The sequence below is a fragment of the Streptomyces violascens genome, assembly GCF_014649955.1.
In the GTDB taxonomy this organism is placed as follows: domain Bacteria; phylum Actinomycetota; class Actinomycetes; order Streptomycetales; family Streptomycetaceae; genus Streptomyces; species Streptomyces violascens.
Window position 1 is genome coordinate 12,628 of sequence record NZ_BMUA01000023.1, and the last position, 25,192, is coordinate 37,819.

Consider the following 25,192-nt stretch of genomic DNA (forward strand, 5'->3'; position numbering starts at 1 on the left):
ATGAGGCAATGAAAAGCCCCGCCCGGCCCGGCACTCGATCGAACCCTTGCGCTGTCGATCTCCATGCTGGACCGGACGGGGAGTCTGTGCCGGAGCCTGTGGACCACCGCCCCGTTGTGGAAAACCCGCTCACCCGGCCGTGCGGCTCGGGCTCACCCCGGCCGCACTCCTCAGCCGGAGCCGGGGCCGGGCCCGCCCCGGATCACCCCGGCCCCGCCACCGCCGCGTACTGCTCCCGCACCTCCCGGTACCGCAGCAGTTCGGTGGCCACCGGATCCAGGACCCTGGCCCGGCCGCAGCCTGCCGCCGCCTCGCGGAGTCTGCGTTCGGTCTCCTGCCCGTAGCGCCGCCCGGGCCCGCGGGCCGCCACCGCGCACGCCCACTCCACCAGCGGACCGCCCACGATGCCGCCCAGCATCACGAGCGCGGGGACGATGAGCCCCGGCTGGAGAACCCCGACGATCTGGCCGAGCAGCCACAGCCCGCCGGCGACCTGAATGCCCGTCATCACCATCTGGGCCAGCACCGCGGCCGGCCACCAAGGGGGCCGGGGCGAGGTACCGCGCTCCAGTTCCTCCCGTACCGCGAGTTCGTCCAGGGCCTCGGGGAGCCCCTCCGCACCGCGCACGGCGGATTCGCGCACGGCCTGCGCCCAGGGTGCGGGCAGCCCGGCCGAGGCCTCGTCGGCGACCATACGGACCGCCTGCTCGACCCGCTGACGGGCGGTTACCTCCTCCTCGACCTCGGCGTCGGCCCGGGTCCGCTGCACGGCCGGGGAGCAGAGCCGGTCCAGCCAGCGCCACAGCCGCAGCCACGGAGTCCCGCACGCGTGCTGGGCGTTGCGCTGCCACTCGCGTTCGGCGGCCTCCCCGGCGGCCGAGGCGCCGACCGCCGCGGCGAGACGGTCCGCGAAGTCCTTGCGGGCCCGCTCGTCGAGCCCGGACCGGCCGTCCGCGACGTACAGCGGGCGCAGGTCGGCGGCGGCCGCGTCCACGTCGGCGGCCAGCCGGCGGGCGGCGGCGCCGCGTTCCTGCACGAACCGGCCGAGCAGTTCGCGGAGTTCGCCCACGCCCTTGCCGGTCAGCGCGGACACGGAGAGGACCGTGGCACCGGGCTCGCCGTGTTCGCCGAGCGCCATGCCGTCCTCGTCGAGCAGCCGGCGCAGATCGTCGAGCACCTGGTCGGCGGCCTCTCCGGGCAGTCGGTCCACCTGGTTGAGCACGACGAAGCTGACCTCCGCGTGCCCGGCGAGGGGCCGCAGATAGCGCTCGTGGAGCACGGCGTCGGCGTACTTCTCGGGGTCCACCACCCACACGATCGCGTCGACCAGGGCGAGCACCCGGTCGGCCGCCTGGCGGTGCGAGACGACCGCCGAGTCGAGGTCGGGCAGGTCGACGAGGACCAGGCCCTCCAGGTCGGTGCCCGCGCTGTCGAGCGGCCGTCGGCGCAGCCGACCGGGGATGCCGAGCCGGTCGAGCAGCCCGGCGGCGCCGTCGGTCCAGCTGCACGCGATGGGTGCGCCCGTGGTGGGCCTGCGCAGCCCGGTGTCCGAAATCTGGCTTCTGGCAAGGGCGTTGAAGAGAGTGGACTTGCCGCTTCCGGTGGCGCCCGCGACGGCGACGACGGTGTGCCGGGCGGAGAGCCGCTGGCGGGCGGACGCCTCGTCGAGCACCCGCCCGGCCTCGGCGAGCGCCTGGGCGTCGATCCGGGTGCGGGAGAGCCCGACCAGTTCGCGCAGCGCGTCGAGCCGGCCCCGCACCGCACCGACGTACGGCCCGCCGATGGGCTCGAACTCCAGGTCGTCCTCCTGGGGTTCCTCGTCCTCGGGGGTGGTCGTCTCGCCGGGATCGGGGGCGCGCCGCGCGATCAGCCCGTCGGCCCATTGGTCCTCGACCTGCTGCGTCATGCCGCTTTCCTCTCCTTCTGCACCACGGACAGTGCGGCGATCAGCTCGGCCTGCGGCTCGGGTGTCACCTCAAGCGCGTCCAGCGGCGCGAGCCGGCGCTCACGCTCGGCGCCGAGCACCTGGTTGATGTACGTCACGACGAGTTCGGCGCCCTTGTCGCGGAGCCGCAGCGCCCCCTGGGCGCCGATCTTCTCGGCGAGCCGCTCGCCCGCCCGGCCGGCCCTGCGCCCGCCGAGCAGCGCGGCCGCAAGCAGCGCCGCCACGGTCTCGGGATCGGGGGCCACCGAGCGTTCCATCTCCCGCACTTCGTCCTCGGCCAGCTCTTCGAGCACCCGCCGCCAGCGCCGTACGGCGAGCCCGATCCGGTCCTCCGGGTCCACCTGGCGTACGGCGCTGCCGAACCGCGCCGCGGCCGGCTCGCGCGCCCACGCCTCCCTGACCCGCTCGTCCGCCGCCGCAGCCGCGCACCGCAGCAGTTCGGCGAGGCTGTCCACCAGCGCGTCGAGGAGCTCGGCGGAGGAGGCGCCGCGGGGGTGGGCGCGCCAGCGAGTGAGCGCGTCCCCGGCGAGCACCCCGCCGGCCTGCAACCGCCGCCGCACCCGGGCGCCTTCCTTGGCGTACGCGTCCTCGACCGCGCCGGTGAGGCGTACGGCGGCGGCGTACTGGGCGGCGACGGCCGAAGCGAGCTCCGGCATCCGTGCGTTGAGCGACTCGATCGCGCCCGACGCGGTACGGGCCACGGCCTGCTGGCGAGCGGCCGGGTCCTGACAGCGGTGGATGAGCCAGGCGCGCAGCGCGGCGACCGCGGTGGCGGGCAGCAGCCCGTGCGAGGCCCCGGCGGACTCGGGCAGTTCGGGCACGGTGAACCGCGGCACGTCCCCGAGCCCGGCCTTGGTGAGCAACGCCCCGTACTGCCGCGACACTTCGGCGAGCACCGGATGCGGCACCCGGTCGAGCACGGTGACGAGCGTGGCGTCGTACTCCTTGGCGGTACGCAGCAGGTGCCAGGGCACCGCGTCGGCGTACCGGGAGGCGGTGGTGACCATGACCCATACGTCGGCGGCGCAGATGAGTTCGGCGGCCAGGATGCGATTGCTGACGACCAGTGAGTCGATGTCCGGGGCATCCAGGAGGGCGAGCCCGCGCGGCAGCGTGGTGGCGGTCTCGACGCGTACGGCCCCGTCGTCGTCCCCGCCGGGCAGCTCGTCCCCCTCGGCGCCGTCCTGCTGCTGCGGCGGCAGCCATACGCGGGTGAGTTCGGGCAGCACCCGCGCCCCGGCGAACCAGTCCTTGTCATCGGGATGGCATACGAGCACCGGAGTACGGGTGGTGGGCCGCAGCACCCCGGCCTGGCTGACCCGCCGCCCCACAAGGGAGTTGACCAGGGTGGACTTCCCCGCCCCCGTCGACCCGCCAATAACAGCCAGCAGAGGCGCTTCAGGATCTTTGAGCCGGGGCAGCAGATAATCGTCAAGCTGTGCGAGCAGCTCGCTGCGTGTCTGCCGGGCGCGTGGAGCACCCGGCAGGGGCAACGGGAGACGCACGGCGGCGACACTGTCGCGCAGGGCGGAGAGTGCGTCGATGAGCTGAGGCCGTACGTCCATGGTCACCACATGCGAAGAATGCCCAATTTTGCCGCCTTTTTGAAGCGTATGGCCACTTCCGCGCGCGTCCGTAGGCCGCCAGGACATGCCGAACGGACACATGGGACACACGGGACGAGTGGGACGCAGGCATAACGAGTGCACAACACCCTGCGCCGCGAGCGTCAAAAGCGCTGCATGATTCGCACCCGCCTGCGATTATCGGTTCGCTTCACCGAACCTCCACATCGTGCCACGCAGGTGAAGCAACCGGGACGAGGTGACAGGAGCCCTATCCTTGTCCCCGGCAAGGTCATCGGCCCGGGATCCGTCCCGGACCTCCGCCCTTGCCCGCCCGGGGCTCCAGGCCACCGAGGCCCCATCCGGCCCCCGTAGCTCAGTGGATAGAGCAGGCGCCTTCTAAGCGCTTGGCCGCAGGTTCGAGTCCTGCCGGGGGCGCCCAAGATCACTGGGCGCTCGGCCCTCCTTCGGGAGGGCCTTTTTGCTGGTGGGGGCAGGATAGCGAGAGCCGGGTAGAACGGGCGTAGGGGTTGGCCCGGGCCGCTGGTGGGCGGGTGCGGGCGTCTCGCGTTTCCGGCATCGCACCACTGCCATTCTTCCGCTTCCCCTACGGCGACACCACGCCCCGGCAGATCGCCGAGGCCAACGCGCTCGGCCACGCCGACATCGAGTGGACCACCAGCACCACCGGCTACCGCGGCACCGCCACCGGAATGACGTCCAGAAGGCCGTCAAGCGCTCCCTCGACGCCCTGCGTCCCGGCGAGATCCCGGCTGCACATCGGCTCGCTCGACGGCCAGGGCCCCGTCCTGGGCGCTGAGGCGCTCCCCCGGATCATCGACGCCGTCCGAACCCACGGCTATACGATCACGGACCCTGGAGCCTCCTCGCAGGGTGAGGCCGTCACGCCTCCGGCGGCTCTCCCCCCAGCTCCCGGTGTACGAGATCCGTCTCCTGCGCCGTCAGCGGCCGCTCCGGCAGCGGGCGTTGGGCCGTGGAGCGGAAGCCGTCGAGCAGGAGGGACAGGGGGCGGCGCCAGGAGCCCGGGCGGATGGATTCGATCGCGGGGAGCGAAGCGCCCAGGGCGCTCAGGGCGAAGAGGAGGTCCTCCGTGACCACGTCCGTGCGGAGTTCGCCGGCCGCCGCGGCCCGGCGCATCAGTCCGCTCAGGGTCTCGTGGTTGTGGACGTGGATCGCGTCCAGGGTCGGGGCGCCCTCGATGCCCGTGGTCATCAGGTCGCTGACCCCCCGGTCCCGGGCCAGCAGCGCGCACACGCCCTCCAGGTACGCGGTCAGCGCGCCCCACGCGTCGTCCTCCCGGCGCGCCCGCTCGCCGGCGGCCATCACCGCGGCCAGGTCGTCGTGGAAGACCGCCTCCACCAGGTCGCCCCGGGCCGGGAAGCGCCGGTACAGCGTCGCGTTGCCCACCCCCGCGCGCTTCGCGATCTCATCCAGCGGGACGTTGATCCCCTGCTCCGCGAACAGTTCCCGCGCCGCCGCCACCAGCAGATCCCTGTTCCGCAGCGCATCCCGCCGCAGGGGCGCGGGCTTCTTCTGGTTCTGCCGCTGATGGTGCTGCTGCTGATGGTTCTGCCGCTGATGGTTCTGCTGCTGACGGTGGTGGTGATCATTCTGCTGTTGGTTCTCCGGCGGGGCCATGGGGCCAGACCTTATATCGGCAAGCGAGGAACCCTCCCCGGTTGCCCGGGGCGACCCCCGCCCGGCTGCCGCCGCCCCCCTCAGTTCACGCTGTACGACCAGTCCGGCTGCCACGCCCTCCCCATCAGGCCCCGGTCGCCCGCCCCCAGCACCAGGCGGACCCCCACCGTCCCGGCCGGCCCGTGCCGCAGTCGCGCGCGGGCCAGCCTCACCACCGCCGTCAGGCCGTACTTGTCGATCAGCGCGGTCCGGTAGCTCACCGTGGACTCCTCGTCGAGGAACGCCGCTCTCGCCCTGAGCGCGGCAGATCCGATCAGGATCCCGGAGCCCGCGCGCAGTCGCCCGGCGAGCGACGAGGCCTTCGGCATGAGGATGCCGAGAGCCGAGGCGCCGTCCTGGATCACCCATCTCCGTTCCGTCACCGCCGCGCCGTCCGGACCGTACGTCGTCATCAACAGGCGCCTGGCTGCGCCCAGTTGGCCGACCCCGGTGCGCGTCGACATCCGCACCCCGCTCACTGTCCGCCGCCCCCGGCCGTCAGGCTCTCGCGGTCCTTCGGGGCCGCCTTCGCGACCTGCCCGCCCTCGCCGAAGTACGCGCGGGACAGCCGGGCCCGCAGCGACCGCCCGCCGGCCATCGGTTCGGGCTGTTCGTGTGCCGTCAGGGTGTGAAGGCGCTCCGCGGGCAGCGGCTCGTGCACCTCGACGTACTCGCCGTGCGGCAGCTTCCTGATGCGGCCGGTCTCCCTGCCGTGCAGCACCAGGTCGCGGTCGCGCCGCTGGAGGCCGAGGCACCAGCGGCGCGTGATGTCGAAGACGAGCACCGGCACCACGAAGAAGCCGATCCGCACCGTCCAGGTCATCGCGTTGAGCGAGAGGTGGAAGTGGGTGGCGAAGAGGTCGTTGCCGCCGCCGACCAGCGTCACCAGGTACAGGCTGATCCAGGCCGTGCCCAGCGCGGTGCGTACGGGCGCGTTGCGCGGCCGGTCGAGGAGGTGGCGCTCGCGCCGGTCCTTGGTGATCCACGCCTCCACGAAGGGATAGACCGCGATCAGGCCGAGGATCGTCGGGAAGAGGAGGAAGGGGATGAGCACGCCGAGAGCGAGAGTGTGGCCCCACGCGCTGATCTCCCAGCCCGGCATCACCCGGATCAGGCCCTCCGCGAAGCCCATGTACCAGTCGGGCTGGGCGCCCGTGGAGACCTGGTCGGGGCGGTACGGGCCGAACGCCCAGATCGGGTTGATCGTGGCGATCGCGGCCACCACCGCCGTCACCCCGAACACCAGGAAGAAGAAGCCGCCCGCCTTCGCCGCGTACACGGGAAGGAGCGGCATGCCGACCACGTTCTTCTCGGTGCGGCCGGGCCCGGCGAACTGCGTGTGCTTGTGGAAGAAGACCAGGATCAGATGGGCCACGAGCAGACCCAGCATGATGCCCGGGATGAGCAGGACGTGCAGGCTGTAGAAGCGCGGAATGATGTCCGTACCCGGGAACTCCCCGCCGAACAGGAACATTTGGATGTACGTTCCGACCACCGGCACCGAAAGGATCACGCCCTCGATGAAGCGGATGCCCGTGCCGGAGAGCAGGTCGTCGGGGAGCGAGTAGCCGAAGAAGCCGTCCAGCATGCCGAGGAACAACAGGCCGAAGCCGAACAGCCAGTTGACCTCCCGGGGCTTGCGGAAGGCGCCGGTGAAGAACACCCGCATCATGTGCACGAACATCGCCGCGATGAAGATCAGCGCCGCCCAGTGGTGGATCTGCCGGATCAGCAGCCCGCCGCGCACCTCGAAGCTGATGTGCATCGTCGAGTCGAAGGCCTCGGAGACCTTCTGGCCGTTGAGCGGGACGTACGAGCCGTCGTAGACGACCTCCACCATGCTCGGCTTGAAGAACAGCGTCAGATAGACGCCGGTCAGAATGATGATGACGAAGCTGTACAGGCAGATCTCGCCCAGCATGAACGACCAGTGGTCCGGAAAGATCTTCCGCATGTTGCTCCTGGCGAGCCGGTGGAGGCCCACCCGCCCGTCCGCCCATTCGGCGATCCGCTCTCCACGTCCGGCCACCCCGAACCCCCTCGCTCCGGCGCGCCCCCACTGAGGACGCGCACGTCGGACGTCGGCAGGGACCGACCGTTCCACTCCCCTGCCGACGTCCGCATACTAACTGGGGAGAGATCCCCAGTTAAGCCCGGCTCCACTCCACCCCAGGCCCCCGCCCCTCGCGGCCCCCGCCCGCCCCGGCACCCCTATCCTTATTGCGAACTACTTGCAATAACGGCAGGGCAGGCGGAAGGGGTGTTCGGGGTGGGCCGTCCAGTGGTGCTCGGGATCGAGTCGTCCTGCGACGAGACGGGGGCCGGTCTCGTGCGGAACGGGCGGCTGCTCGGCCATGCGGTCGCGTCGAGCATGGACGAGCACGCCCGCTACGGCGGGGTCGTGCCGGAGATCGCCGCCCGCGCCCACGTCCACTCCTTCACCCCGGTCGTGCACCGGGCGCTGGACGATGCGGGGCTGCGGATGTCCGACATCGGCGCGATCGCCGTGACGACCGGACCCGGCCTCTCCGGCGCCCTCCAGGTCGGCCTCGCGGGCGCGAAGGGGCTGGCGTACGCGCTGGACGTACCCCTGTACGGCGTCCACCACCTGGCCGGGCATGTCGCCGCGGACACTCTTGAGCACGGGCCGCTGCCCGACCCGTGCATGGTGCTGATCGTGTCCGGCGGCCACACCTCGCTGCTGCTCGTGCGGGACCTGGCACGCGACCCGATCACGCACCTCGGCGACACCCTCGACGACGCGGCGGGCGAGTGCTTCGACAAGGTCGCCCGCGTCTTCGGGCTGCCCTATCCCGGCGGCCCCGCCATCGACCGGGCGGCCAGGGGCGGCGACGCGGGCGCGGTCACCTTCCCCCGGCCTCTGACCGGGCCGCGCGACGACCCGTACGCCTTCTCCTTCTCCGGGCTCAAGACGGCCGCCGCCCGCTGGGCCGAGCGCCACGCCGGCGCCGAGCTCCCCGTCGCCGACGGCTCGGCGGCCCTCCAGGAGGCGATCGCCGACGTACTGACCCGCAAGGCCGTGGACGCCTGCCGCACGCACGGCGTCGACACCCTGGTCGTGGTGGGCGGGGTCGCAGCGAACTCCCGCGTACGGTCCCTGGCCGAGCAGCGCTGCGCGGCGGCCGGGATCACCCTGCGCGTGCCGCCACTCGGCCTGTGCACCGACAACGGCGCGATGATCGCCGCGGTGGGCGACCTCCTGGTCCGCGCGGGCGCCGAACCCGCCCCGCTTGACGTCTCCATCGACCCGTCCGCCCCGCTGGACTACGCGGCCCTGCACCCGGTCGCGCGGGGTGCGCGGGCCGCCTGACGAAGGCGGGCCTGCCGCGCCCCGGCAAGGGGGTGCCCCCTCAGTGCCCCAGCCTGGCCAGGGCCGCGTCCGGGTAGCGGCCCCCGGCGACCGCACCCTCGGGGACGGCGCGGGTCAGCAGGGCCACCTGCCCGGCGGTCAGGGTCAGCTCGGCCGCCGCCGTGTTCTCCTCCACGTAGCGGCGCTTCTTCGTGCCGGGGATCGGGACGACGTCCTCGCCCTGGGCGAGGAGCCAGGCCAGGGCAGCCTGCCCGGGGGTGCAGCCGAGCTCGGCCGCGACGGCGCGCACCGCGTCGACCAGCGCCAGGTTGTGCCCGAAGTTCTCCTCGGCGAAGCGCGGCCAGCGCCTGCGGTTGTCCGCGCCGTCCAGGTCGGCCGTGGAGGTGATGCTGCCGGTGAGCATGCCGCGGCCCAGCGGGCTGTACGCGACCACGGCGATCCCCAGCTCGCGGCACGCGTCCAGCATGGCGCCCTCGACGACGTCCCGGGTGAACAGCGAGTACTCCAACTGCACGGCGGCGATGGGGTGTTCGGCATGCGCCCTGCGCAGCGTGTCGACGCTGATCTCGCTGAGCGCGAGATGGCCGACCTTGCCCTCGGCGACCAGCCCGGCCATCGCGCCCACCGTCTCCTCGATCGGGACGGCGGGGTCGCGGCGGTGCACGTAGTACAGGTCGATGTGCTCGACGCCCAGGCGCCGCAGCGAGGCCTCGCAGGCGTTGCGGACATGGGCCGCCGAGGTGTCCACCCGGTCCACCCGGCCCGTGTCCGGGTCGTGCCGCAGCCCGAACTTCGTCGCGAGCACCAGGCGCTCCCGGACGGCCGCGCGCCGCCGCAGCCAGCGGCCGAGGAACTCCTCGTTGGCGCCACGGCCGTACGCGTCAGCCGTGTCGAGCAGCGTGACGCCCAGGTCGAGCGCCCGGTCCAGGGCCCGCTCGGACTCGGCGTCGTCCGCCACCCCGTACGCCGTCGACATGCCCATGCACCCCAGACCCACGGCCGAGACGGTCGGGCCCCCGGTGCCCAGCTCGCGATACCTCACGTGGCGTTCAGCTCCCCTTCTGTCACTCTGCGAAGTTCCGGGCTCCGATTCTCCCGTATTGAGCCTGCGTACGGGGGCTGCGCACGGAGGCGGGGAAGCCGGTCGTCCGGGCCTCAGGGGGCTCTTTGTAAGCTCGACAGGGCGCACCCACCCCATGCCGTTCCACGCACGCGCGGCCCCGCGAGAGGAATCACCATGACCACCGAGCTGAGCCCCGACGCCCTGGCCGGGCTCCTCGACCAGGCCCGGCAGGACTACGCGGCGCTTGCGGCCCGCAGCCTCAAGCTCGACCTCACCCGGGGCAAGCCCGCGCCCGAGCAGCTCGACCTCTCCGAGGACCTGCTCAGCCTGCCCGGCGGCCGCTACACCGCCGCCGACGGCACGGACGTACGCAACTACGGCGGCCTCCAGGGCCTCATGGAGCTCCGGGAGATCTTCGCCGAGGTGCTCCAGGTGCCGGCCGGGCAGCTGCTCGCCGCGGGCAACTCCAGCCTGGAGCTCATGCACGACTGCCTGGTCCACGCGATGCTGAGCGTCGTCCCCGGCGCCGAGTCCCACTGGGTGGACCAGGAGCGCCTCGCGTTCCTGTGCCCGGTGCCCGGCTACGACCGGCACTTCTCGCTGTGCGAGCGGTTCGGCATCGAGATGATCCCGGTGCCGATGACCGATGCGGGCCCGGACATGGACGTCGTGGAGCGCCTGGTCGCCGAGGACGCGGGCATCAAGGGCATCTGGTGCGTGCCGAAGTACAGCAACCCGAGCGGCATCAGCTACAGCGACGAGACCGTGGCGCGCCTGGCCCGCATGGAGACCGCGGCCCCCGACTTCCGGATCTTCTGGGACAACGCGTATGCCGCCCACCACCTGACCGACGAGCCCACCGAGATCGCCGACCTGCTCGGCGCCTGCGCGCAGGCCGGTCACGCGGACCGCGCGTTCGTCTTCGGCTCCACCTCGAAGATCACGGCCGCGGGCGCGGGCGTCGCCTTCTTCGGCTCCTCGCCCGCCAACGTGCAGTGGCTGCTCGCCAACAACTCCAAGCGCTCGATCGGCCCCGACAAGATCAACCAGCTGCGCCACGTCCTGTTCCTGCGGGACGCGGACGGCGTGCGGGCCCACATGGAGCGCCAGCGCGCGCTGCTCCAGCCGAAGTTCGAGATCGTCCAGCGGATCCTGGAGAGCGAGCTCGGCGGCACCGGCCTCGCGAGCTGGACTGTTCCCAAGGGCGGCTACTTCGTCACCCTGGAGGTCCCCGAGGGCTGTGCGAAGGAGGTCGTGGCACGGGCCGGCGAGGCGGGCGTCGTGCTGACCCCGGCCGGTGCGACGCACCCGTACGGAAACGACCCGAAGGACGCCACCATCCGCATCGCGCCCAGCTACCCGGGCCTGGCGGAGCTGGAGCAGGCGATCCTGGGCCTCACGGCCTGCGTGCGGCTCGTCGGGTACGAGAAGCTCCTCGCGGCCTGAGCCGGACGAACCGAAAGCGGGAGGCCGCCTTCGCACCCGGGGTGCGAAGGCGGCCTCCCGCTTTCCGGGGATACGAGCCGGGGACAGGGCCCGGGCCTACGACACGATGTCCTTGCGGGCGAACCCGCGGAAGGCCAGCGCGAACAGGACGAGCGCGTACGCGACCGACACCGCCGAGCCCTTCAGCATGCCGCCCCACTCCAGGTGCGGCTGGAGCGCGTCGGCCCAGGCGAACTGCCAGTGCGCGGGCAGGAAGTCCCGCCAGTCGCCCAGCGCCGTCACCGCGTCCAGGACGTTGCCGACGATGGTCAGGCCCACCGCGCCGCCGACCGCGCCGAGCGGCGCGTCCGTCCTCGTGGAGAGCCAGAACGCGAGCGCCGCCGTGACCAGCTGGGACACGAAGACGAAGGCGACCGCGATGGCGAGCCGGGGTATCGCCTGGCCCGAGCCGAGCGAGCCGCCGGTCGGGATCTGGAGCGGCCCCCAGCCGTAGACCGCCGTGCCCGCCGCGAGCGCCACCACGGGCAGCAGCACGATGGCCGCCGCACTGAACCCGAGCGCCACCGCCAGCTTCGACCACAGCAGCCGGGCCCGCGGCACGGGCGCGGCCAGCAGGTACCGCAGCGAGGACCAGCTCGCCTCCGAGGCCACCGTGTCGCCGCAGAACAGCGCGACGGGCACCACGAGCAGGAAGCCCGCCGACACGAACAGGCAGGTCGCGGCGAAGTTGGCGCCGGACGCGGTCGCCGTGTCCATCAGGGTGATGCGGCCGTTCCGGCTGCTCGGGCTGCCGCCGATGGCGAAGGCGACGATCAGGACGAACGGCAGCGCGCCGAGCACCGCGCCCATGACCAGGGTGCGCCGGCGCTTGAGCTGCCGCACGGCCTCGACGCGCAGCGGCAGGGTGCGCCGGGCCCGGTAGCCGGGGGCCGTCTCGCCCGACGGGGACTCCATCAGCGTGGTCATGCGGAACCTCCGATCAGGGTGAGGAACGCGTCCTCCAGGCGGCGGTGCGGGCCGACGCCGGTCAACTGCACGTCCAGGCGCAGGAGTTCGGCGATGAGCTCGGTGGTGGTCGCTCCTTCGAGGCGGATCAGGAGGCCCTCGTCGGTGCGCAGCGCCGAGCCGATGCCGGGCAGGGCCGCCACCTTGTCCACGACGGCCTCGGCGACGGGTTCGGCGGTCGTGACGAGCAGGGTGTCGCTCGCGCCGGTGATCTCGGCGACGGGACCCGCCTGGACGAGCCGGCCCCGGTCCATCACCACCAGATGCGTACAGGACTGCTCGACCTCCGACAGGAGGTGGCTGGAGACGATCACGGTGCGGCCGCCCTCGGCGTACCGGATCATCACGTCCCGCATCTCGCGGATCTGTGGCGGATCGAGCCCGTTGGTCGGCTCGTCGAGGATCAGGAGGTCCGGCATGCCGAGCATGGCCTGCGCGATGGCGAGCCGCTGCCGCATGCCCTGCGAGTACGTGCGGACCGCGCGCTGGAGGGCGTCGCCCAGGCCCGCGATCTCCAGTGCCTCCTCGATGCGGGAGTCCTCGGCGGGGCGGCCGGTCGCCGCCCAGTACAGCTCCAGGTTCTCGCGGCCCGACAGGTGCGGCAGGAAGCCCGCGCCCTCGACGAACGCGCCGACCCGGGACAGCACGGGCGAGCCCGGCCGGATGGCGTGGCCGAACACGCGGATCTCGCCGCCGTCGGGCCGGATCAGGCCCATGAGCATGCGCAGGGTGGTGGTCTTGCCCGCGCCGTTGGGCCCGAGCAGCCCGAGCACCTGGCCCTTCTCGACGCGGAAGGAGAGGTCACGCACGGCGTACCGGTCGCTGGACTTGGCGTACTTCTTGGTCAAGCCGGTGATCTGGAGCGGTACTTGGGCCAGCTCCGGGTCCGGGGCGGGGGTGTGGGTGCGCCGGGTGACCAGGAGCGCGCCGCCGATGAGAGCCCCGGCGAGCGGCAGGCCCCACACCCACCAGGAAAGACCCGCGGAGGCGGTGCGCGCGGCGGGCACGGTGGGCACGCTCAGGCCGCCGCCGTCCAGGGACACGGTGTACGTGGCGGGGCCGGCCGGGGAGGCGAAGCCGAGGTCGGTGGCGGCCAGGACGAGGCGAAGGCGGTGACCGGCCTCGACGTTGTGGTCGACGGCGGGCAGGGTCAGCTCGACGGTCTTGCCGTCCTTCGCGCCGTCGACCCGTATCGGGGCGACGAGCTGGGAGGGCAGCACCTGCTGCTTGCCGTCGGGGCCGACGTCGTACACCTTCCCGAAGAGCACGGCAAAGTCGCCGCTCGACTTCACCCTGAGCCTGACGGTGGGCGAGCCGGTGACATGGACGCCGGTCTTCAGGGGCGCCGAGTCGAACCTGGCGTACTGGCCGGGGAAGTCGAGGGAGAGGCCGACGCCGAGCGAGGACAGGCCGGACAGGCCCGAGCCGAGGCCGGGCACCGCCGAGATCGCGGGCGGCGCCCCGCCCGGCGGGTTGTCGAAGCTCTGCTCGCGGCCGGTCAGCGCGATCGTCTGCCGCCCGCTCTCCAGACCGGGGTAACCACCGCTGCTCGCCCCCCTCAACTGGGCCGCGCCATCAGTGGAGTTGACGCCTCCGGTACGGGTGACGCGGAAGGCGGGGCCGGTGTCAGTCCCCTTCTCGTCCTTCAGATACCGGTCGAACCACTGGGTGACACGGGCCTGGGTGCGGCCGGCCTCGCGGTCGCCGCCGTCGTGCCCGCCCGCGACCCAGTCGACGGAGACCGGCGCTCCATTGCCGGAGATCCTCTTCGCCATGGCGTCGGCCTGCCCGAGCGGGAACAGCGAGTCGGTCTGGCCCTGCATGATCAGCGCGGGCACCTTGATCCTGTCGCCCACGGCGGACGGGCTCTTGGATTCGAGGAGCTTCTCGGCCTCGGCGTCGGGCTGTCCGGCGGTCGCGACGCGGTTGTACATGCCGCAGATCCGGGGCTCGAACTTCTGGCAGCCGCCGGCCGTGGAGACGAAGATCCCCGCCCAGAGCTTCTTGTAGACCCCGTCGGGGAAGAAGACGTCCGACAGGTTCCAGTACGTCATCTCCGGGGCGATCGCGTCGACCCTCTTGTCGTACCCGGCGGCGAGCAGCGAGATCGCCCCGCCGTACGACACCCCGGTCACGCCGACGCGCGGGTCGCCCGCGCCGTCCAGCCGCACTTCGGGCCGCCCGGCCAGCCAGTCGATCAGCCGGGAGACGTCCTTGACCTCGAACTGCGGGTCGTTGAGCCCGATCTGGCCGGTGGACTTGCCGAAGCCGCGCGCGGACCAGGTCAGCACCGCGTACCCGTCCCGCGCGAGCTGCTCGGCCTGGCCCCTCACCTCGTCCTTGCTGCCGCCGAAGCCGTGCCCGATCAGCACGGCGGGCCGCTTGTCCTTGGTGCTGCCCGCCGTGAAGAACGAGGTGTCGATCTTCGCTCCGGGCATGTCGAGCACCCGGTCCTCACGGTGCACGGCGGGGGCGCCCGAGGCGCCCGCGGCACTCCAGACGCCGGCCCCGGCGAGCGCGGCAAGGGCGGCCGCCCCCGCGGCCACCCGCCATCGGCGTCTGCGCATGCTGATCTCCATCCCACAACGGTATGCGCCCGCACCGACAACCGAGCCTGCCGCTGGGTGGAAGTGCCTGCTGTACCCGGGGAGTACGGTCGCTCTGTCCCGTACCGCAGCGGGAGTAGTGGACCCACCGCACGCGCCCCGCGAGGGACTGACGGGGCCGCCGTGGACACGCCGTACGAGAAGGGAGCGCCCGTGATGGAGAGTCCGTACGAGATCCGCCGCGCCACCACCACGGCCGAGCTGACCGCCGCGCAGCACCTGTACGACGGCCCGGCCCGCGAGGAGTGGGCGGCCCGGTTCCTCGCCGCGCCGGGCCATCTGATGCTGATCGCGTACGCCGACGGCGCCCCGGTCGGCTTCGTGTCCGGCATCGAGATGCTGCACCCGGACAAGGGCAGCGAGATGTGCCTGTACGAACTGGCGGTGGCCGACGCGTACCGCCGCCGGGGCATAGGGCGCGCCCTGGTCGACGCGCTGGCCGTCGTCGCGCGGGACCGCGGCTGCTACGACATGTGGGTGGGCGTGGACACCGACAACGACCCGGCCCTCGCCACGTACCGCGCGGCGGGCGCGAAGGACGACGGCCCGTTCGCGATGCTGACGTGGCCCTTCGGCTGAGCCCGGTCCGGGTGAGAGCCCGGGCTCAGCCGAACGACGCCGCGCTCAGCCACTGGTCGAGCACGGCCGCCTCGCCGAGGACCTCGACGGACGGGGCGTCGGCGGGCAGGCGGCGGTAGAAGACGCGCAGGATGTCGGCGAGGGGGCCGCGCAGGGCGACCGTCGCCTTGTCGTGGGCGTGGCTCCAGGTGAAGCCCTCCTCGCCGATCTCGATGAGCCACTCGGCGCCGGGGGCGTCGGTGGCGTGCAGGTGCAGGGACTGGCCGGGCTCGCCGAGCGGGGTCTCGGAGCGCTTGAACGCCCGGGCGAAGTCGATGATGCCGAGCCATTCGTCGAGGGCGTCGGCGGCCACGTCGGCGGGCAGCGTGTAGACCGCGCCCACCGCGCCTGCCGCGTCCGCACGGTGTACGGCGGTCTCGTGGGTCATCCGGCGCGACCAGAACGAGGCGGTCGTCATGCCCGCCCAGGACCAGACCTCCATGTCGGGCCCGGCGTCCCGCAGCGCGCCGGCGCAGAGCTCGACGCCCTCGGCGAGCCAGGCGTCCAGGGCGGCCGGGTCGTCGCTCTCGGGCCCGCCGCGGCCGGCCACCTGCTCCGGCGAAACCGGCTCCGTGGCCTTGGTGCTGACGATGTGGTGGACCCAGCGGTGCGCTCCGCCCACGTGCCGGGCGAGTTCGCGCAGGGTCCAGTCGGGACAGGTCGGCACCTTCGCCGAGAGGTCCGCACCGGACAGGTGGGACCTCAACTCGGCGGTCTGGCGGACGATTTCGTCGCAGTACGTCGCGTGTTCGAGAGTCATGGCGCCACCCTAGGCGACCCCTGTGACAACCCGCCGGACACCCACGGGGCGCCGCCTCAGGCCTGCGCGTCCTCGGGGATGCTGACCAGCCAGCGGGTCTCGCGGCGCGGCCGCAGGTACAGCGCCCAGTACAGGGTGGCGACCGCGGTGATGCCGCCGGTCCACAGCAGGTACTGGGTCTCCTGCTGGGTCAGGATGTAGGCGAGTACGGCGATGAGGAGGACCGGCACCGCGGGCCACAGCGGCATCCGCCAGGCCGGGACGTCCTTGTGCGAACCGCGCCGGCAGAGCAGGGCGGCGACGGCGACCAGGAGGTACATGGCGGTGACGGAGACGCCGGTGACGCCGTAGAGGGTGTCGAGCTTGACGAAGCACAGCGCCGCGCCGGGGACGCCGACCAGGAGGGTGGCCACCCACGGGGAGCCGAACCGGCCGAGCCGGGACAGGCCCCGGTTGACGGGCTCGGGCCAGGCCTTGTCGCGGGCGGAGGCGAACAGGACGCGGGAGTTCTGGATGACCATGACGATGCCCGCGTTGATGATGGCGAGGGCGACGCAGAGGCTGACGAAGGTGCCGACCGCCGAGTTCGACCACGCGGTGACCATCTCGCTGAGGTTGCCGCCGGTGAGGGCCGCGAGGTCGGGGGCGCCCATGGTGATGGCCACAACGGGCACCAGGATCACGGCGGTCGAGATGGCGAGGGTGGCGAGCACGGTGCGGGCGACGTTGCGCCGCGGGTGCTCCAGCTCCTCCGACAGGTACACGGCGGTCGAGAAGCCCTGGGTGATGAAGAGGGCGATGGCGAGTCCGGAGATCACCATCATGGCGGTGACCGTCGAGGGCGTACCGCCGTCGGTGGCGACCGAGCCGTGCACGAGGGCCGAGGCGCCGCGCTCGCTGTGGGCGAAGCCGAGTACGGCCACCACACCGGCGGCGACGACCTCAAGTACGAGGAAGATCCCGGTGATCCAGGCGTTGGCGCGCAGGTCGAGCAGGCCGGCCAGGGTGGCGAGCAGCATGACGCCGGCGCCCGCGAGGGGCGCCGGGATGTGCACGATCGGCGCGAGGTAGTCGGCGGTGCCCATCGCGATGACGGGCGGCACGATCATCACGACGAGCAGCGAGAGCACGAACACCAGCCAGCCCGCGAGCCGCCCCGCCATCGTCGACACCATGGCGTACTCGCCGCCCGCGCTGGGGATGAGGGTGCCCAGCTCCGAGTAGCAGAACGCGACGCCGATACAGAGCAGCGAGCCGATCGCGATGGTGAGGGCGGTGTAGGTGCCGAGGGTGGCGAAGAGGTCGGGCACGACGACGAACAGGGTGGAGGCGGGCGTCACGCAGGACAGCGTGAGGAGGGTGCCGCCCACGACGCCGATGGAACGCTTGAGCTTCTGCGGGGTGGGGCCGGTCGCGGGGGCGAGCGCCTGGGGGGCGCTGAGCGTTTCCGTCATCGTGCGGTTCCGATCGACTGGTGCGGTTCCGAAGCGCGGGAGCGGTATCGCCTCCAGAGGCGGGGTGGTGAATGAATCGGCGGCTCCCGGGTTGCCGACATGCAATCCTTCGGAGAACCGCAGGTCAATAGGGGGTTACCTGCGGAATCCGAAGATCCGGCGCGGCTGAACGCCGGTTTTCGGCGTCAAGAACGTGTCAAGACTGGAGTTCGGCCGGTACGGGAACCGCAGCGCGCGGGCCGAAGTTCGTCGGCAACTTTCCGCGGTACGGACGCGTACGGACCGGTAGGAGCGCGTACTGACGCGTACTGACGCTCCGGTTGCCGCTCGACCGGCCGGGTACGGCGACGGCCGCCGCCCGCACCCCTTTCTTCGGGGGGCGGGCGGCGGCCGTGGCGGATCAGGCGGTCAGTGGTTCCGGGGGAAGCCCAGGTCCACGCCCGAGGGGCCGTCGGCCGGGTCCGGCCAGCGGGTGGTGACGACCTTGCCGCGGGTGTAGAAGTGCGTGCCGTCGTTGCCGTAGATGTGGTGGTCGCCGAAGAGCGAGTCCTTCCAGCCCCCGAAGGAGTGGTAGCCCACCGGCACCGGGATCGGCACGTTCACGCCGACCATGCCGGCCTCGACCTCCAGCTGGAAGCGGCGGGCCGCGCCGCCGTCCCGGGTGAAGATCGCGGTGCCGTTGCCGAACGGCGAGGCGTTGATCAGCGCCAGGCCCTCCTCGTACGTCTCGGCGCGCAGTACGCACAGGACCGGGCCGAAGATCTCGTCGCGGTAGGCGTCCGCCGAGGTCGGGACGTGGTCCAGGAGGGACAGGCCGATCCAGTGGCCGTCCTCGAAGCCCTCGACCGTGTAGCCGGTGCCGTCCAGGACGACGGTGGAGCCCTGGGCGGCCGCGCCCGCGACGTACGAGGCGACCTTGTCGCGGTGGGCAGCGGTGATCAGCGGGCCCATCTCGGAGGACGGGTCGTTGCCGGGACCGATCTTGATCTTCTCGGCGCGCTCGCGGATCTTCTCCACCAGCTCGTCGCCGATCGCGCCGACCGCGACGACCGCGGAGATCGCCATGCAGCGCTCGCCCGCCGAGCCGTACGCGGCCGAGACGGCGGCGTCGGCCGCCGCGTCCAGGTCGGCGTCCGGCAGGACCAGCATGTGGTTCTTGGCGCCGCCGAGCGCCTGCACCCGCTTGCCGTTCGCGGAGGCGGTGGTGTGGATGTAGCGGGCGATCGGGGTCGAGCCGACGAAGGACACCGCGGCCACGTCCGGGTGGGCGAGCAGCGCGTCGACGGCCACCTTGTCGCCGTGCAGGACGTTGAAGACGCCGTCGGGCAGGCCCGCCTCGGCGAGCAGCTCGGCGATCTTCATCGACGCCGACGGGTCCTTCTCCGAGGGCTTCAGGATGAACGTGTTGCCGCACGCGATGGCGAGCGGGAACATCCACATCGGCACCATCGCCGGGAAGTTGAACGGCGTGATGCCCGCGACGACGCCCAGCGGCTGGCGGATGGAGGCCACGTCCACCCGGCTGGAGACCTGCGTGGACAGCTCGCCCTTGAGCTGGGTGGTGATGCCGCAGGCCAGGTCGACGATCTCCAGGCCACGGGCGACCTCGCCGAGCGCGTCCGAGTGCACCTTGCCGTGCTCGGCGGTGATCAGCTCGGCGATCGCGTCCCGGTTCGCGTCGAGCAGCGCCCGGAACTTGAAAAGGACGGTGGTGCGCTGGGCCAGCGAGGACGTGCCCCAGGTCGCGTACGCCGCCTTGGCGGTGGCCACGGCCTGGTCCACCTCCTCCACCGACGCGAAGGCGACCTGCGTGGTGACCGCGCCGGTCGCCGGGTCGGTCACCGGGCCGAAGCTGCCCGACGTGCCCTCGACGCTCTTGCCACCGATCCAGTGGTGGACGGTCTTCGTCATGTCCAAGTGCTCCTTCACAGATGGCGGCGTCGGGCGGTGACGTGCCGTTCGTACTCCTCGCGGGCCGTGACCGCCGACGTGCGGGTCGCGGTCTCGGCCACGGGCACATCCCACCACGCCTGGGCCGGGGGCGGGCCCGACACTGTGTCGGGCGTTTCGGTCTCCACGTAGACACATGTGGGGACGTCGGCCTTGCGCGCCTCGGCAAGGGCTTCTCGCAGGTCACGCACGGTTTTGGCGCGAAGTACGCGCATCCCGAGCGAGCCCGCGTTGGCCGCCAGGTCGACCGGCAGCGGATCGCCGCCGTACGTCCCGTCCGCCGCGCGGAACCGGTACGCCGTGCCGAACCGCTCACCTCCCACCGCGTCCGAGAGCCCGCCGATCGAGGCGTACCCATGGTTCTGGAGGATCACCACCTTGATGGGGATGTTCTCCTGCACGGCGGTGACGATTTCGGTCGGATTCATCAGATACGTACCGTCGCCGACCAGCGCCCACACCGGCCGGCCGGGTGCCGCGAGGGCGACTCCGATGGCCGCCGGGATCTCGTAGCCCATGCAGGAGTAGCCGTATTCGACGTGGTACTGGTCGCGCGAGCGGGTCCGCCACAGCTTGTGCAGGTCGCCGGGGAGCGAGCCGGCCGCGTTGATCAGGATGTCGTCCCCGGTGACCAAGGTGTCGAGTACGCCGAGGACTTGGGCCTGGGTGGGACGGGCCTCGTCGGACGCGGGGGCATAGGCGGCACTCACCCGTCCCTCCCACTCCCCCTTCAACCGCGCGCACTCGGCCTCGTACGCGGCCGGTACCCGGTATCCCTTCAGCGCCTCGTGCAGCGCGGCGAGGCCGGTGCGGGCGTCGCCGACGAGTTGCCGGCCGCCCATCTTGAGCGCGTCGGCGGGGCGCACGTTCAGGTTGATGAAGCGAACGCCGGGGTTCTGGAACAGGGTGGCGGAGGCGGTCGTGAAGTCGCTCCAGCGGGTGCCGACGCCGAGCACCACATCGGCGGTGCGGGCCAGTTCGTCGGCAGCGGCCGTGCCGGTGTGGCCGATGCCGCCGACATCGCGGGGGTGGTCGTGGAGCAGCGCGCCCTTGCCGGCCTGGGTGCTCGCGACCGGGATGCCGGTGTCCTCGGCGAACGCGCCGAGCACGTCCTGGGCCCGGGCGTGCCGCACCCCGCCACCGACGACGAGGAGAGGCCGCTCGGCCCGCCTCAACTCGCCCACCGCGCCCGCCAGTTCATCGGGATCGACGCCAGGAGCCCGAACCGACCACACCCGCTCGCGGAAGAACTCCTCCGGCCAGTCGTACGCCTCCACCTGGACGTCCTGCGGCAGCGCGAGCGTGACCGCGCCGGTGTTCGCGGGGTCGGCGAGGACGCTCATCGCGTTCAGGGCGGCCGGGATCAGCGCCTCGGGGCGGGCGATGCGGTCGAAGTAGCGGGAGACCGGGCGCAGGCAGTCGTTGACCGACACGTCGCCCGCGTACGGGACTTCGAGCTGTTGAAGGACCGGGTCGGCGGGGCGGCCGGCGAAGGTGTCGCCGGGCAGGAGCAGCACCGGCAGGTGGTTGATGGTGGCCAGGGCCGCGCCGGTGACGAGGTTGGTGGCGCCGGGCCCGATGGAGGTGGTCACCGCATGGGCGGAGAGCCGGCCCGACTGGCGCGCGTAGCCGACGGCGGCGTGCACCATGGCCTGCTCGTTGCGGCCCTGGTGGAAGGGCATGGCGTCCGGCCCGGATTCGAGCAGCGCCTGCCCGATCCCGGCGACGTTGCCGTGCCCGAAGATGCCCCAAGTCGCGGCGATCAGACGGTGGTTGACGCCCTCGCACGAGGTGTACTGGCGGGCCAGGAAGGCGATCAGCGCCTGTGCGGTGGTGAGGCGGCGCGTCGTACCGGTCACTGGTATCCCTCCACGTGGTCGGGGTGGAAGGAGATCTTCCACTCCCGTTCCTGCCCCGGGCCCGCCATCACGTTCAGGTAGTACATGGCGTTGCCGGGCTGGGCGATGGACGGCCCGTGCCAGCCGTCCGGGACGAGCACCGCGTCGCCGGTGCGCACCTCGGCGAGGAGGTCGGCGCCGCCGTCGCGGGACGGCGAGATCCGCTGGTAGCCGTAGCCGTCGGACCGCTCGAACTCGAAGTAGTAGATCTCCTCCAACTCGCTCTCTCTGCCCGGTAGTTGCTCGTCGTGCTTGTGCGGCGGGTAGGAGGACCAGTTGCCGCCGGGCGTGATCACCTCGACGGCGATCAGCCGGTCGCAGGCGAAGGCGTCCGCCGAGGCGAAGTTGCGCACGGTACGGGAACAGTTTCCGGAACCCCGGGCTTCGACGGGTACCTCCGGCGCGGGGCCGTGGCGAGCGGGGAGTCGTCGCTCGCACCGCGCTCCTGCCAGGGCGAAACGGCCTCCCGCGCCGGAGGCGATCTGGGCGTGCGCGTCACGCGGCACATAGGCGAAGTCGGTCGGCCCATCGAACACGCCCGCGCGCCCGGCCAGTTCGAGGTCGAGACCATCGGCGCGCACCGTACAACCACCGCCGAGCGGCACCACGAGCCACTCGCTGTCCCCGGCGTCCAGCAGGTGTGAGCCGCCGGGCGGGAGATCGAGCACGCGCAGGGAGGAGTAGCTCCACCCCGCCCGCGTGGGGTCGATGTCGAGGGCGTACGGAACGCGGACGGTCTCGCCGGCCCGTACGAGCAGTTCCTGGTGATCCATGTCCGATCCCTACCCCCTACAGCAGTCCGACGGCGGTATCGACGGCCGCCGCCACATCGCCGTCGGCCGGATAGAGCAGCGAGCGCCCGGCGACCAGGCCCTGCACGGTGGGCAGCCGCAGCGCCCCGCGCCACTTCTCGAAGGCGGCGTCCTGGTCGTCCCCCGTGTCGCCGCCGAGCAGCACCGCGGGCAGCGTACTGGTGGCCATGACCTCGGCCATGTCGTCGGGGTTCTCGGTGACGGGCACCTTCAGCCAGGTGTACGCGGAGGTTCCGGCCAGGCCCGAGGCGATGGCGATGGACCGGGTGACGGCCCCGGCGGAGAGGTCATTACGAATCCGTCCTTTCCGCCGATGACAGATGAACGGCTCGACGAACACGGGGAGTTGGCGCTCGGCCATCTCGTCGACGGCCCGGGCGGCGGCGTACAGGGTGTCGAGCGAACCTGCGTCCTCGTAGTCGATCCTGAGCAGGAGCTTGCCCGCGTCGAAGCCGAGCCGTTCCAGGTCCTGGGCGCGGTGGCCGGTGAAGCGGTCGTCGAGTTCGAAGGTGGCTCCGGCGAGGCCGCCGCGGTTCATGGAGCCGATGACGACCTTGTCGTCGAGGGCGCCGAGCAGGAGCAGGTCCTCCAGGACGTCGGCGCTGGCGAGCACGCCGTCGACGCCGGGCCGCGACAGGGCGAGCCGGAGCCGGTCGAGCAGGTCGCCCCGGTCGGCCATGGCGAGCCCGTCGGCGCCGACGCCGAGCGCGCCCCGGGCCGGATGGTCGGCGGCGATCACCATGAGCCGCCCGCCGTCGCGGAGCAGCGGTCTGCGCACCCGGCGGGCGGCGGCCTCGGCGACGGCTTCGGGGTGGCGGGCCCGCAGCCGCGCGAGCCCGGCGGGCCCGAGGTCGGCGCTCACGCCCGGCCGCCTTCCAGGACGCGCTCGACCTCGGCGGGGTACGGCATGGCGGAGGAGCAGGCGAGCCGGGACGCGACGATGGCCCCGGCGGCGTTGGCGTACCGCATGACACGTTCGAGCCCCCACCCCGCGAGCAGCCCATGGCAGAGTGCCCCGCCGAACGCATCGCCCGCACCGAGCCCGTTGACCACGTCGACCGGCACGGGCGGCACCTCGGCGACGGCCCCGTCCCGGTGCACGGCGAGCACGCCCTTGGGCCCCTGCTTGACGACGGCGAGCTCGACCCCGGCGGCGAGAAGGGCCTCAGCAGCGGCCCGGGGCTCCCGCTCGCCGGTGGCGACCTCGCACTCGTCGATGTTGCCGACGGCAACGGTGGCGTGGCGCAGGGCCTCGCAGTAGTAGGTGCGGGCGACTTCGGGCGCTTCCCAGAACATGGGCCGCCAGTCGAGGTCGAAGACGGTGAACCGCCGGCCCGCAGCCGGTCCGTCCTCCCGGAGGCCCGCGGCGGAGCCGCCGAGTGTCACAGCGGGAAGGGGCGGGGTGGGGAAAGAACCGCCCCGCACCCCCAACGCCGCCAGCGTCGCCCCCCGGCTGGGCTCCGCGCACAGCCCCGTCCCCGTCACCCAGAAGATCCGCGCCGCCCCAATGGCCGCAAGGTCCAACTCTCCTTCCCGCAGCTCCAGATCGGGCGCCTTGGGCAGCCGGTAGAAGTACAGCGGGAAGTCGTCCGGAGGGAACACCTCGCAGAAGGTGACGGGCGTGGGCAGCCCGTCCACAGGGGTGACCCAGCGCGCGTCGACCCCGAACTCGCCCAGTTCCGTACGGAGATACTCGCCGAATGGATCGCGCCCGGTACGGGTGACGACGGCGGTGCGGCGGCCGAGCCGGGCCGCGGCGACGGCCACGTTGGAGGGCGAGCCGCCGAGGAACTTCCCGAAGGAGCTGACCTTCGCCAGTGACACCCCGGTCTGCAGGGGGTAGAGGTCGACGCCGATCCGCCCCATGGTGATCAGGTCGTAAGCGGCGCCGCCCTCACCACCGGACGCGGCGCCGTACGCGCAGTCGTGCCCGCGGCCGCCCTCGCTGCCGTACGCGGAGTTGTACCCACGGCTGTCCTCGCTGCCGTACGGAGCCTCGTCCATGCACGTCCCCTCGGGTCGCCGCGTCGCCGGTGACCCCAGGTCTAGCCCTCGCCCACCACCCCTGTCAATCTTTTGTCCTTACATTCGGACGTGGCCTTGACACTCCTCCCGCGGCCCCGGAAGGCTGGCCCCCATGACGACGGCGAAGACCCGCATCCGGATCGGTTCGGCCCCCGACTCCTGGGGCGTCTGGTTCCCCGACGACCCTCGCCAAGTCCCCTGGCAGCGCTTCCTGGACGAGGTCGCGGGCGCGGGCTACCGGTGGATCGAACTCGGACCGTACGGCTATCTCCCCACCGACCCCGCGCGCCTCGCCGAGGAGACCGCCGTACGCGATCTGCGGGTCTCGGCCGGAACGGTCTTCACGGGGCTGCACCACGGCCCGGCGGTGTGGGAGAAGACCTGGGCTCATGTCGCGGACGTGGCCGCGCTGACACAGGCCACCGGCGCCCGGCACCTGGTCGTCATCCCCTCCTTCTGGCGCGACGACAAGAGCGGCGCGGTCCTGGAGGACAGCACGCTGACCGCCGCGCAGTGGCGCGATCTCGCCGGTCAGACCGAGCGGCTCGCCCGCGAGGTGCGGGACCGCTACGGCCTGCGCGTCGTCGTGCACCCGCACGCCGACACCCACATCGACAGCGAGGAGAACGTGGCCCGCTTCCTGCACGCCACCGACTCCGACCTGGTCTCGCTGTGCCTGGACACCGGGCACTACGCGTACTGCGGCGGCGACAGCGTCAAGCTGATCGAGACGTACGGGGAGCGGATCGGCTACCTCCACCTCAAGCAGGTGGACCCCGAGGTGCTGGCCCGAGTGCACGCCGCCGGAACGCCGTTCGGGCCGGCCGTCGCGCAGGGCGTGATGTGCGAGCCCCCGCACGGCGTGCCCGCGCTCGAACCGGTCCTCGCCGCGGCCCAGGACCTGGACGTCGACCTCTTCGCGATCGTCGAGCAGGACATGTACCCCTGTGATCCGGACAAGCCCCTGCCGATCGCCGAGCGCACCCGCGCCTTCCTCCGCTCGTGCGGGGCCTGAC

At 72.4% G+C, this 25,192-nt stretch carries 19 protein-coding genes and 1 tRNA gene; 5 read left to right on the forward strand and 15 right to left on the reverse strand.

Annotated elements, in window-relative coordinates; translation table 11 throughout:
* Positions 1-202: 202 nt before the first annotated feature.
* Together IE206_RS31920 and IE206_RS31925 are read right to left on the reverse strand one after the other, a co-directional pair.
* A complete protein-coding gene (locus IE206_RS31920; RefSeq protein ID WP_189968308.1) occupies positions 203-1,906 on the reverse strand; it encodes a GTPase in 1,704 nt (567 codons plus the stop codon).
* Positions 1,903-3,510 (reverse strand): dynamin family protein, encoded by a 1,608-nt coding sequence (locus IE206_RS31925; RefSeq protein ID WP_189968310.1) that lies wholly within the window; start codon positions 3,508-3,510, stop codon positions 1,903-1,905. Before IE206_RS31925 ends, IE206_RS31920 begins: the two co-directional genes overlap by 4 nt.
* A 365-nt stretch (positions 3,511-3,875) precedes the next feature.
* Here IE206_RS31925 and IE206_RS31930 point away from each other — a divergent pair.
* Positions 3,876-3,948: transfer RNA gene (locus IE206_RS31930), tRNA-Arg, on the forward strand.
* A 465-nt stretch (positions 3,949-4,413) separates the two neighbouring features.
* Here the strand turns inward: IE206_RS31930 and IE206_RS31935 are convergent.
* The 3 genes from IE206_RS31935 to qcrB form a co-directional block, all read right to left on the reverse strand.
* On the reverse strand, positions 4,414-5,169 hold the full coding sequence (locus IE206_RS31935; RefSeq protein WP_189968311.1) for a TetR/AcrR family transcriptional regulator: 756 nt from the start codon (positions 5,167-5,169) through the stop codon (positions 4,414-4,416).
* 80 nt (positions 5,170-5,249) lie between these two features.
* Positions 5,250-5,672, reverse strand: coding sequence for a hypothetical protein (locus IE206_RS31940; RefSeq protein WP_189968313.1), 423 nt, complete (start codon positions 5,670-5,672; stop codon positions 5,250-5,252).
* 11 nt (positions 5,673-5,683) lie between these two features.
* On the reverse strand, positions 5,684-7,237 hold the full coding sequence (qcrB, locus tag IE206_RS31945; RefSeq protein ID WP_226598923.1) for a cytochrome bc1 complex cytochrome b subunit: 1,554 nt from the start codon (positions 7,235-7,237) through the stop codon (positions 5,684-5,686).
* Between the two features lie 240 nt (positions 7,238-7,477).
* Here qcrB and tsaD point away from each other — a divergent pair, with 240 nt between their 5' ends.
* Positions 7,478-8,539, forward strand: coding sequence for a tRNA (adenosine(37)-N6)-threonylcarbamoyltransferase complex transferase subunit TsaD (tsaD, locus tag IE206_RS31950; RefSeq protein WP_189968316.1), 1,062 nt, complete (start codon positions 7,478-7,480; stop codon positions 8,537-8,539).
* 40 nt (positions 8,540-8,579) lie between these two features.
* Here tsaD and IE206_RS31955 read toward each other — a convergent pair whose 3' ends face one another.
* Positions 8,580-9,581 carry an aldo/keto reductase gene (locus tag IE206_RS31955; RefSeq protein WP_189968319.1) on the reverse strand — a complete coding sequence of 334 codons (1,002 nt, stop codon included), beginning with the start codon at positions 9,579-9,581 and terminating at the stop codon, positions 8,580-8,582.
* A gap of 195 nt (positions 9,582-9,776) precedes the next feature.
* Between IE206_RS31955 and IE206_RS31960 the strand changes: the two genes are divergently transcribed.
* Positions 9,777-11,048, forward strand: a complete 1,272-nt coding sequence (locus IE206_RS31960; RefSeq protein ID WP_189968321.1) for an aspartate aminotransferase type Ic — start codon at positions 9,777-9,779, stop codon at positions 11,046-11,048.
* A 96-nt stretch (positions 11,049-11,144) separates the two neighbouring features.
* Here the strand turns inward: IE206_RS31960 and IE206_RS31965 are convergent, their stop codons facing one another.
* Positions 11,145-12,014, reverse strand: coding sequence for an ABC transporter permease (locus tag IE206_RS31965; protein ID WP_189968323.1), 870 nt, complete (start codon positions 12,012-12,014; stop codon positions 11,145-11,147).
* A complete protein-coding gene (locus IE206_RS31970; RefSeq protein WP_226598942.1) occupies positions 12,011-14,620 on the reverse strand; it encodes an alpha/beta fold hydrolase in 2,610 nt (869 codons plus the stop codon). Before IE206_RS31970 ends, IE206_RS31965 begins: the two co-directional genes overlap by 4 nt.
* Before the next feature lie 195 nt (positions 14,621-14,815).
* Here IE206_RS31970 and IE206_RS31975 point away from each other — a divergent pair, with 195 nt between their 5' ends.
* Positions 14,816-15,238, forward strand: coding sequence for a GNAT family N-acetyltransferase (locus tag IE206_RS31975; RefSeq protein WP_189968327.1), 423 nt, complete (start codon positions 14,816-14,818; stop codon positions 15,236-15,238).
* A 25-nt stretch (positions 15,239-15,263) separates the two neighbouring features.
* Here IE206_RS31975 and IE206_RS31980 read toward each other — a convergent pair whose 3' ends face one another.
* The 7 genes from IE206_RS31980 to IE206_RS32010 all read right to left on the reverse strand — a co-directional run bounded on the left by IE206_RS31980 (position 15,264) and on the right by IE206_RS32010 (position 24,017).
* Positions 15,264-16,037, reverse strand: a complete 774-nt coding sequence (locus IE206_RS31980; RefSeq protein ID WP_189968329.1) for a maleylpyruvate isomerase family mycothiol-dependent enzyme — start codon at positions 16,035-16,037, stop codon at positions 15,264-15,266.
* A 56-nt stretch (positions 16,038-16,093) separates the two neighbouring features.
* Positions 16,094-17,491, reverse strand: a complete 1,398-nt coding sequence (locus IE206_RS31985) for an APC family permease (protein ID WP_189968331.1) — start codon at positions 17,489-17,491, stop codon at positions 16,094-16,096.
* Positions 17,492-17,899: 408 nt separating this feature from the next.
* Positions 17,900-19,402 carry a CoA-acylating methylmalonate-semialdehyde dehydrogenase gene (gene mmsA / locus IE206_RS31990; RefSeq protein ID WP_189968333.1) on the reverse strand — a complete coding sequence of 501 codons (1,503 nt, stop codon included), beginning with the start codon at positions 19,400-19,402 and terminating at the stop codon, positions 17,900-17,902.
* Positions 19,403-19,416: 14 nt separating this feature from the next.
* Positions 19,417-21,306: a 3D-(3,5/4)-trihydroxycyclohexane-1,2-dione acylhydrolase (decyclizing) gene (gene iolD, locus IE206_RS31995; protein WP_373301021.1), complete on the reverse strand. Its 1,890-nt coding sequence runs from the start codon at positions 21,304-21,306 to the stop codon at positions 19,417-19,419.
* Complete coding sequence (iolB, locus tag IE206_RS32000; RefSeq protein ID WP_189968338.1) at positions 21,297-22,112, reverse strand: 5-deoxy-glucuronate isomerase; 816 nt, start codon at positions 22,110-22,112, stop codon at positions 21,297-21,299. The genes iolD and iolB overlap by 10 nt, the downstream gene beginning before the upstream one ends.
* A gap of 16 nt (positions 22,113-22,128) precedes the next feature.
* Positions 22,129-23,013 (reverse strand): Cgl0159 family (beta/alpha)8-fold protein, encoded by an 885-nt coding sequence (locus tag IE206_RS32005; protein WP_189968340.1) that lies wholly within the window; start codon positions 23,011-23,013, stop codon positions 22,129-22,131.
* Positions 23,010-24,017, reverse strand: a complete 1,008-nt coding sequence (locus tag IE206_RS32010) for a 5-dehydro-2-deoxygluconokinase (RefSeq protein WP_189968474.1) — start codon at positions 24,015-24,017, stop codon at positions 23,010-23,012. Before IE206_RS32010 ends, IE206_RS32005 begins: the two co-directional genes overlap by 4 nt.
* Positions 24,018-24,288: 271 nt before the next feature.
* Here IE206_RS32010 and IE206_RS32015 point away from each other — a divergent pair, with 271 nt between their 5' ends.
* Positions 24,289-25,191 carry a sugar phosphate isomerase/epimerase family protein gene (locus IE206_RS32015; RefSeq protein WP_189968342.1) on the forward strand — a complete coding sequence of 301 codons (903 nt, stop codon included), beginning with the start codon at positions 24,289-24,291 and terminating at the stop codon, positions 25,189-25,191.
* The last annotated feature ends 1 nt before the right edge of the window (position 25,192 follow it).

Coding starts and splice junctions, on each gene's coding strand:
- IE206_RS31920 (WP_189968308.1), bottom strand. CDS start 1,906: ATGACGCAGCAGGTCGAGGACCAATGGGCCGACGGGCTGATCGCGCGG.
- IE206_RS31925 (WP_189968310.1), bottom strand. CDS start 3,510: ATGGACGTACGGCCTCAGCTCATCGACGCACTCTCCGCCCTGCGCGAC.
- IE206_RS31935 (WP_189968311.1), bottom strand. CDS start 5,169: ATGGCCCCGCCGGAGAACCAACAGCAGAATGATCACCACCACCGTCAG.
- IE206_RS31940 (WP_189968313.1), bottom strand. CDS start 5,672: ATGTCGACGCGCACCGGGGTCGGCCAACTGGGCGCAGCCAGGCGCCTG.
- IE206_RS31960 (WP_189968321.1), top strand. CDS start 9,777: ATGACCACCGAGCTGAGCCCCGACGCCCTGGCCGGGCTCCTCGACCAG.
- IE206_RS31965 (WP_189968323.1), bottom strand. CDS start 12,014: ATGACCACGCTGATGGAGTCCCCGTCGGGCGAGACGGCCCCCGGCTAC.
- IE206_RS31970 (WP_226598942.1), bottom strand. CDS start 14,620: ATGCGCAGACGCCGATGGCGGGTGGCCGCGGGGGCGGCCGCCCTTGCC.
- IE206_RS31975 (WP_189968327.1), top strand. CDS start 14,816: ATGGAGAGTCCGTACGAGATCCGCCGCGCCACCACCACGGCCGAGCTG.
- IE206_RS31980 (WP_189968329.1), bottom strand. CDS start 16,037: ATGACTCTCGAACACGCGACGTACTGCGACGAAATCGTCCGCCAGACC.
- IE206_RS31985 (WP_189968331.1), bottom strand. CDS start 17,491: ATGACGGAAACGCTCAGCGCCCCCCAGGCGCTCGCCCCCGCGACCGGC.
- mmsA (WP_189968333.1), bottom strand. CDS start 19,402: ATGACGAAGACCGTCCACCACTGGATCGGTGGCAAGAGCGTCGAGGGC.
- iolB (WP_189968338.1), bottom strand. CDS start 22,112: ATGGATCACCAGGAACTGCTCGTACGGGCCGGCGAGACCGTCCGCGTT.
- IE206_RS32010 (WP_189968474.1), bottom strand. CDS start 24,017: ATGGGGCGGATCGGCGTCGACCTCTACCCCCTGCAGACCGGGGTGTCA.
- IE206_RS32015 (WP_189968342.1), top strand. CDS start 24,289: ATGACGACGGCGAAGACCCGCATCCGGATCGGTTCGGCCCCCGACTCC.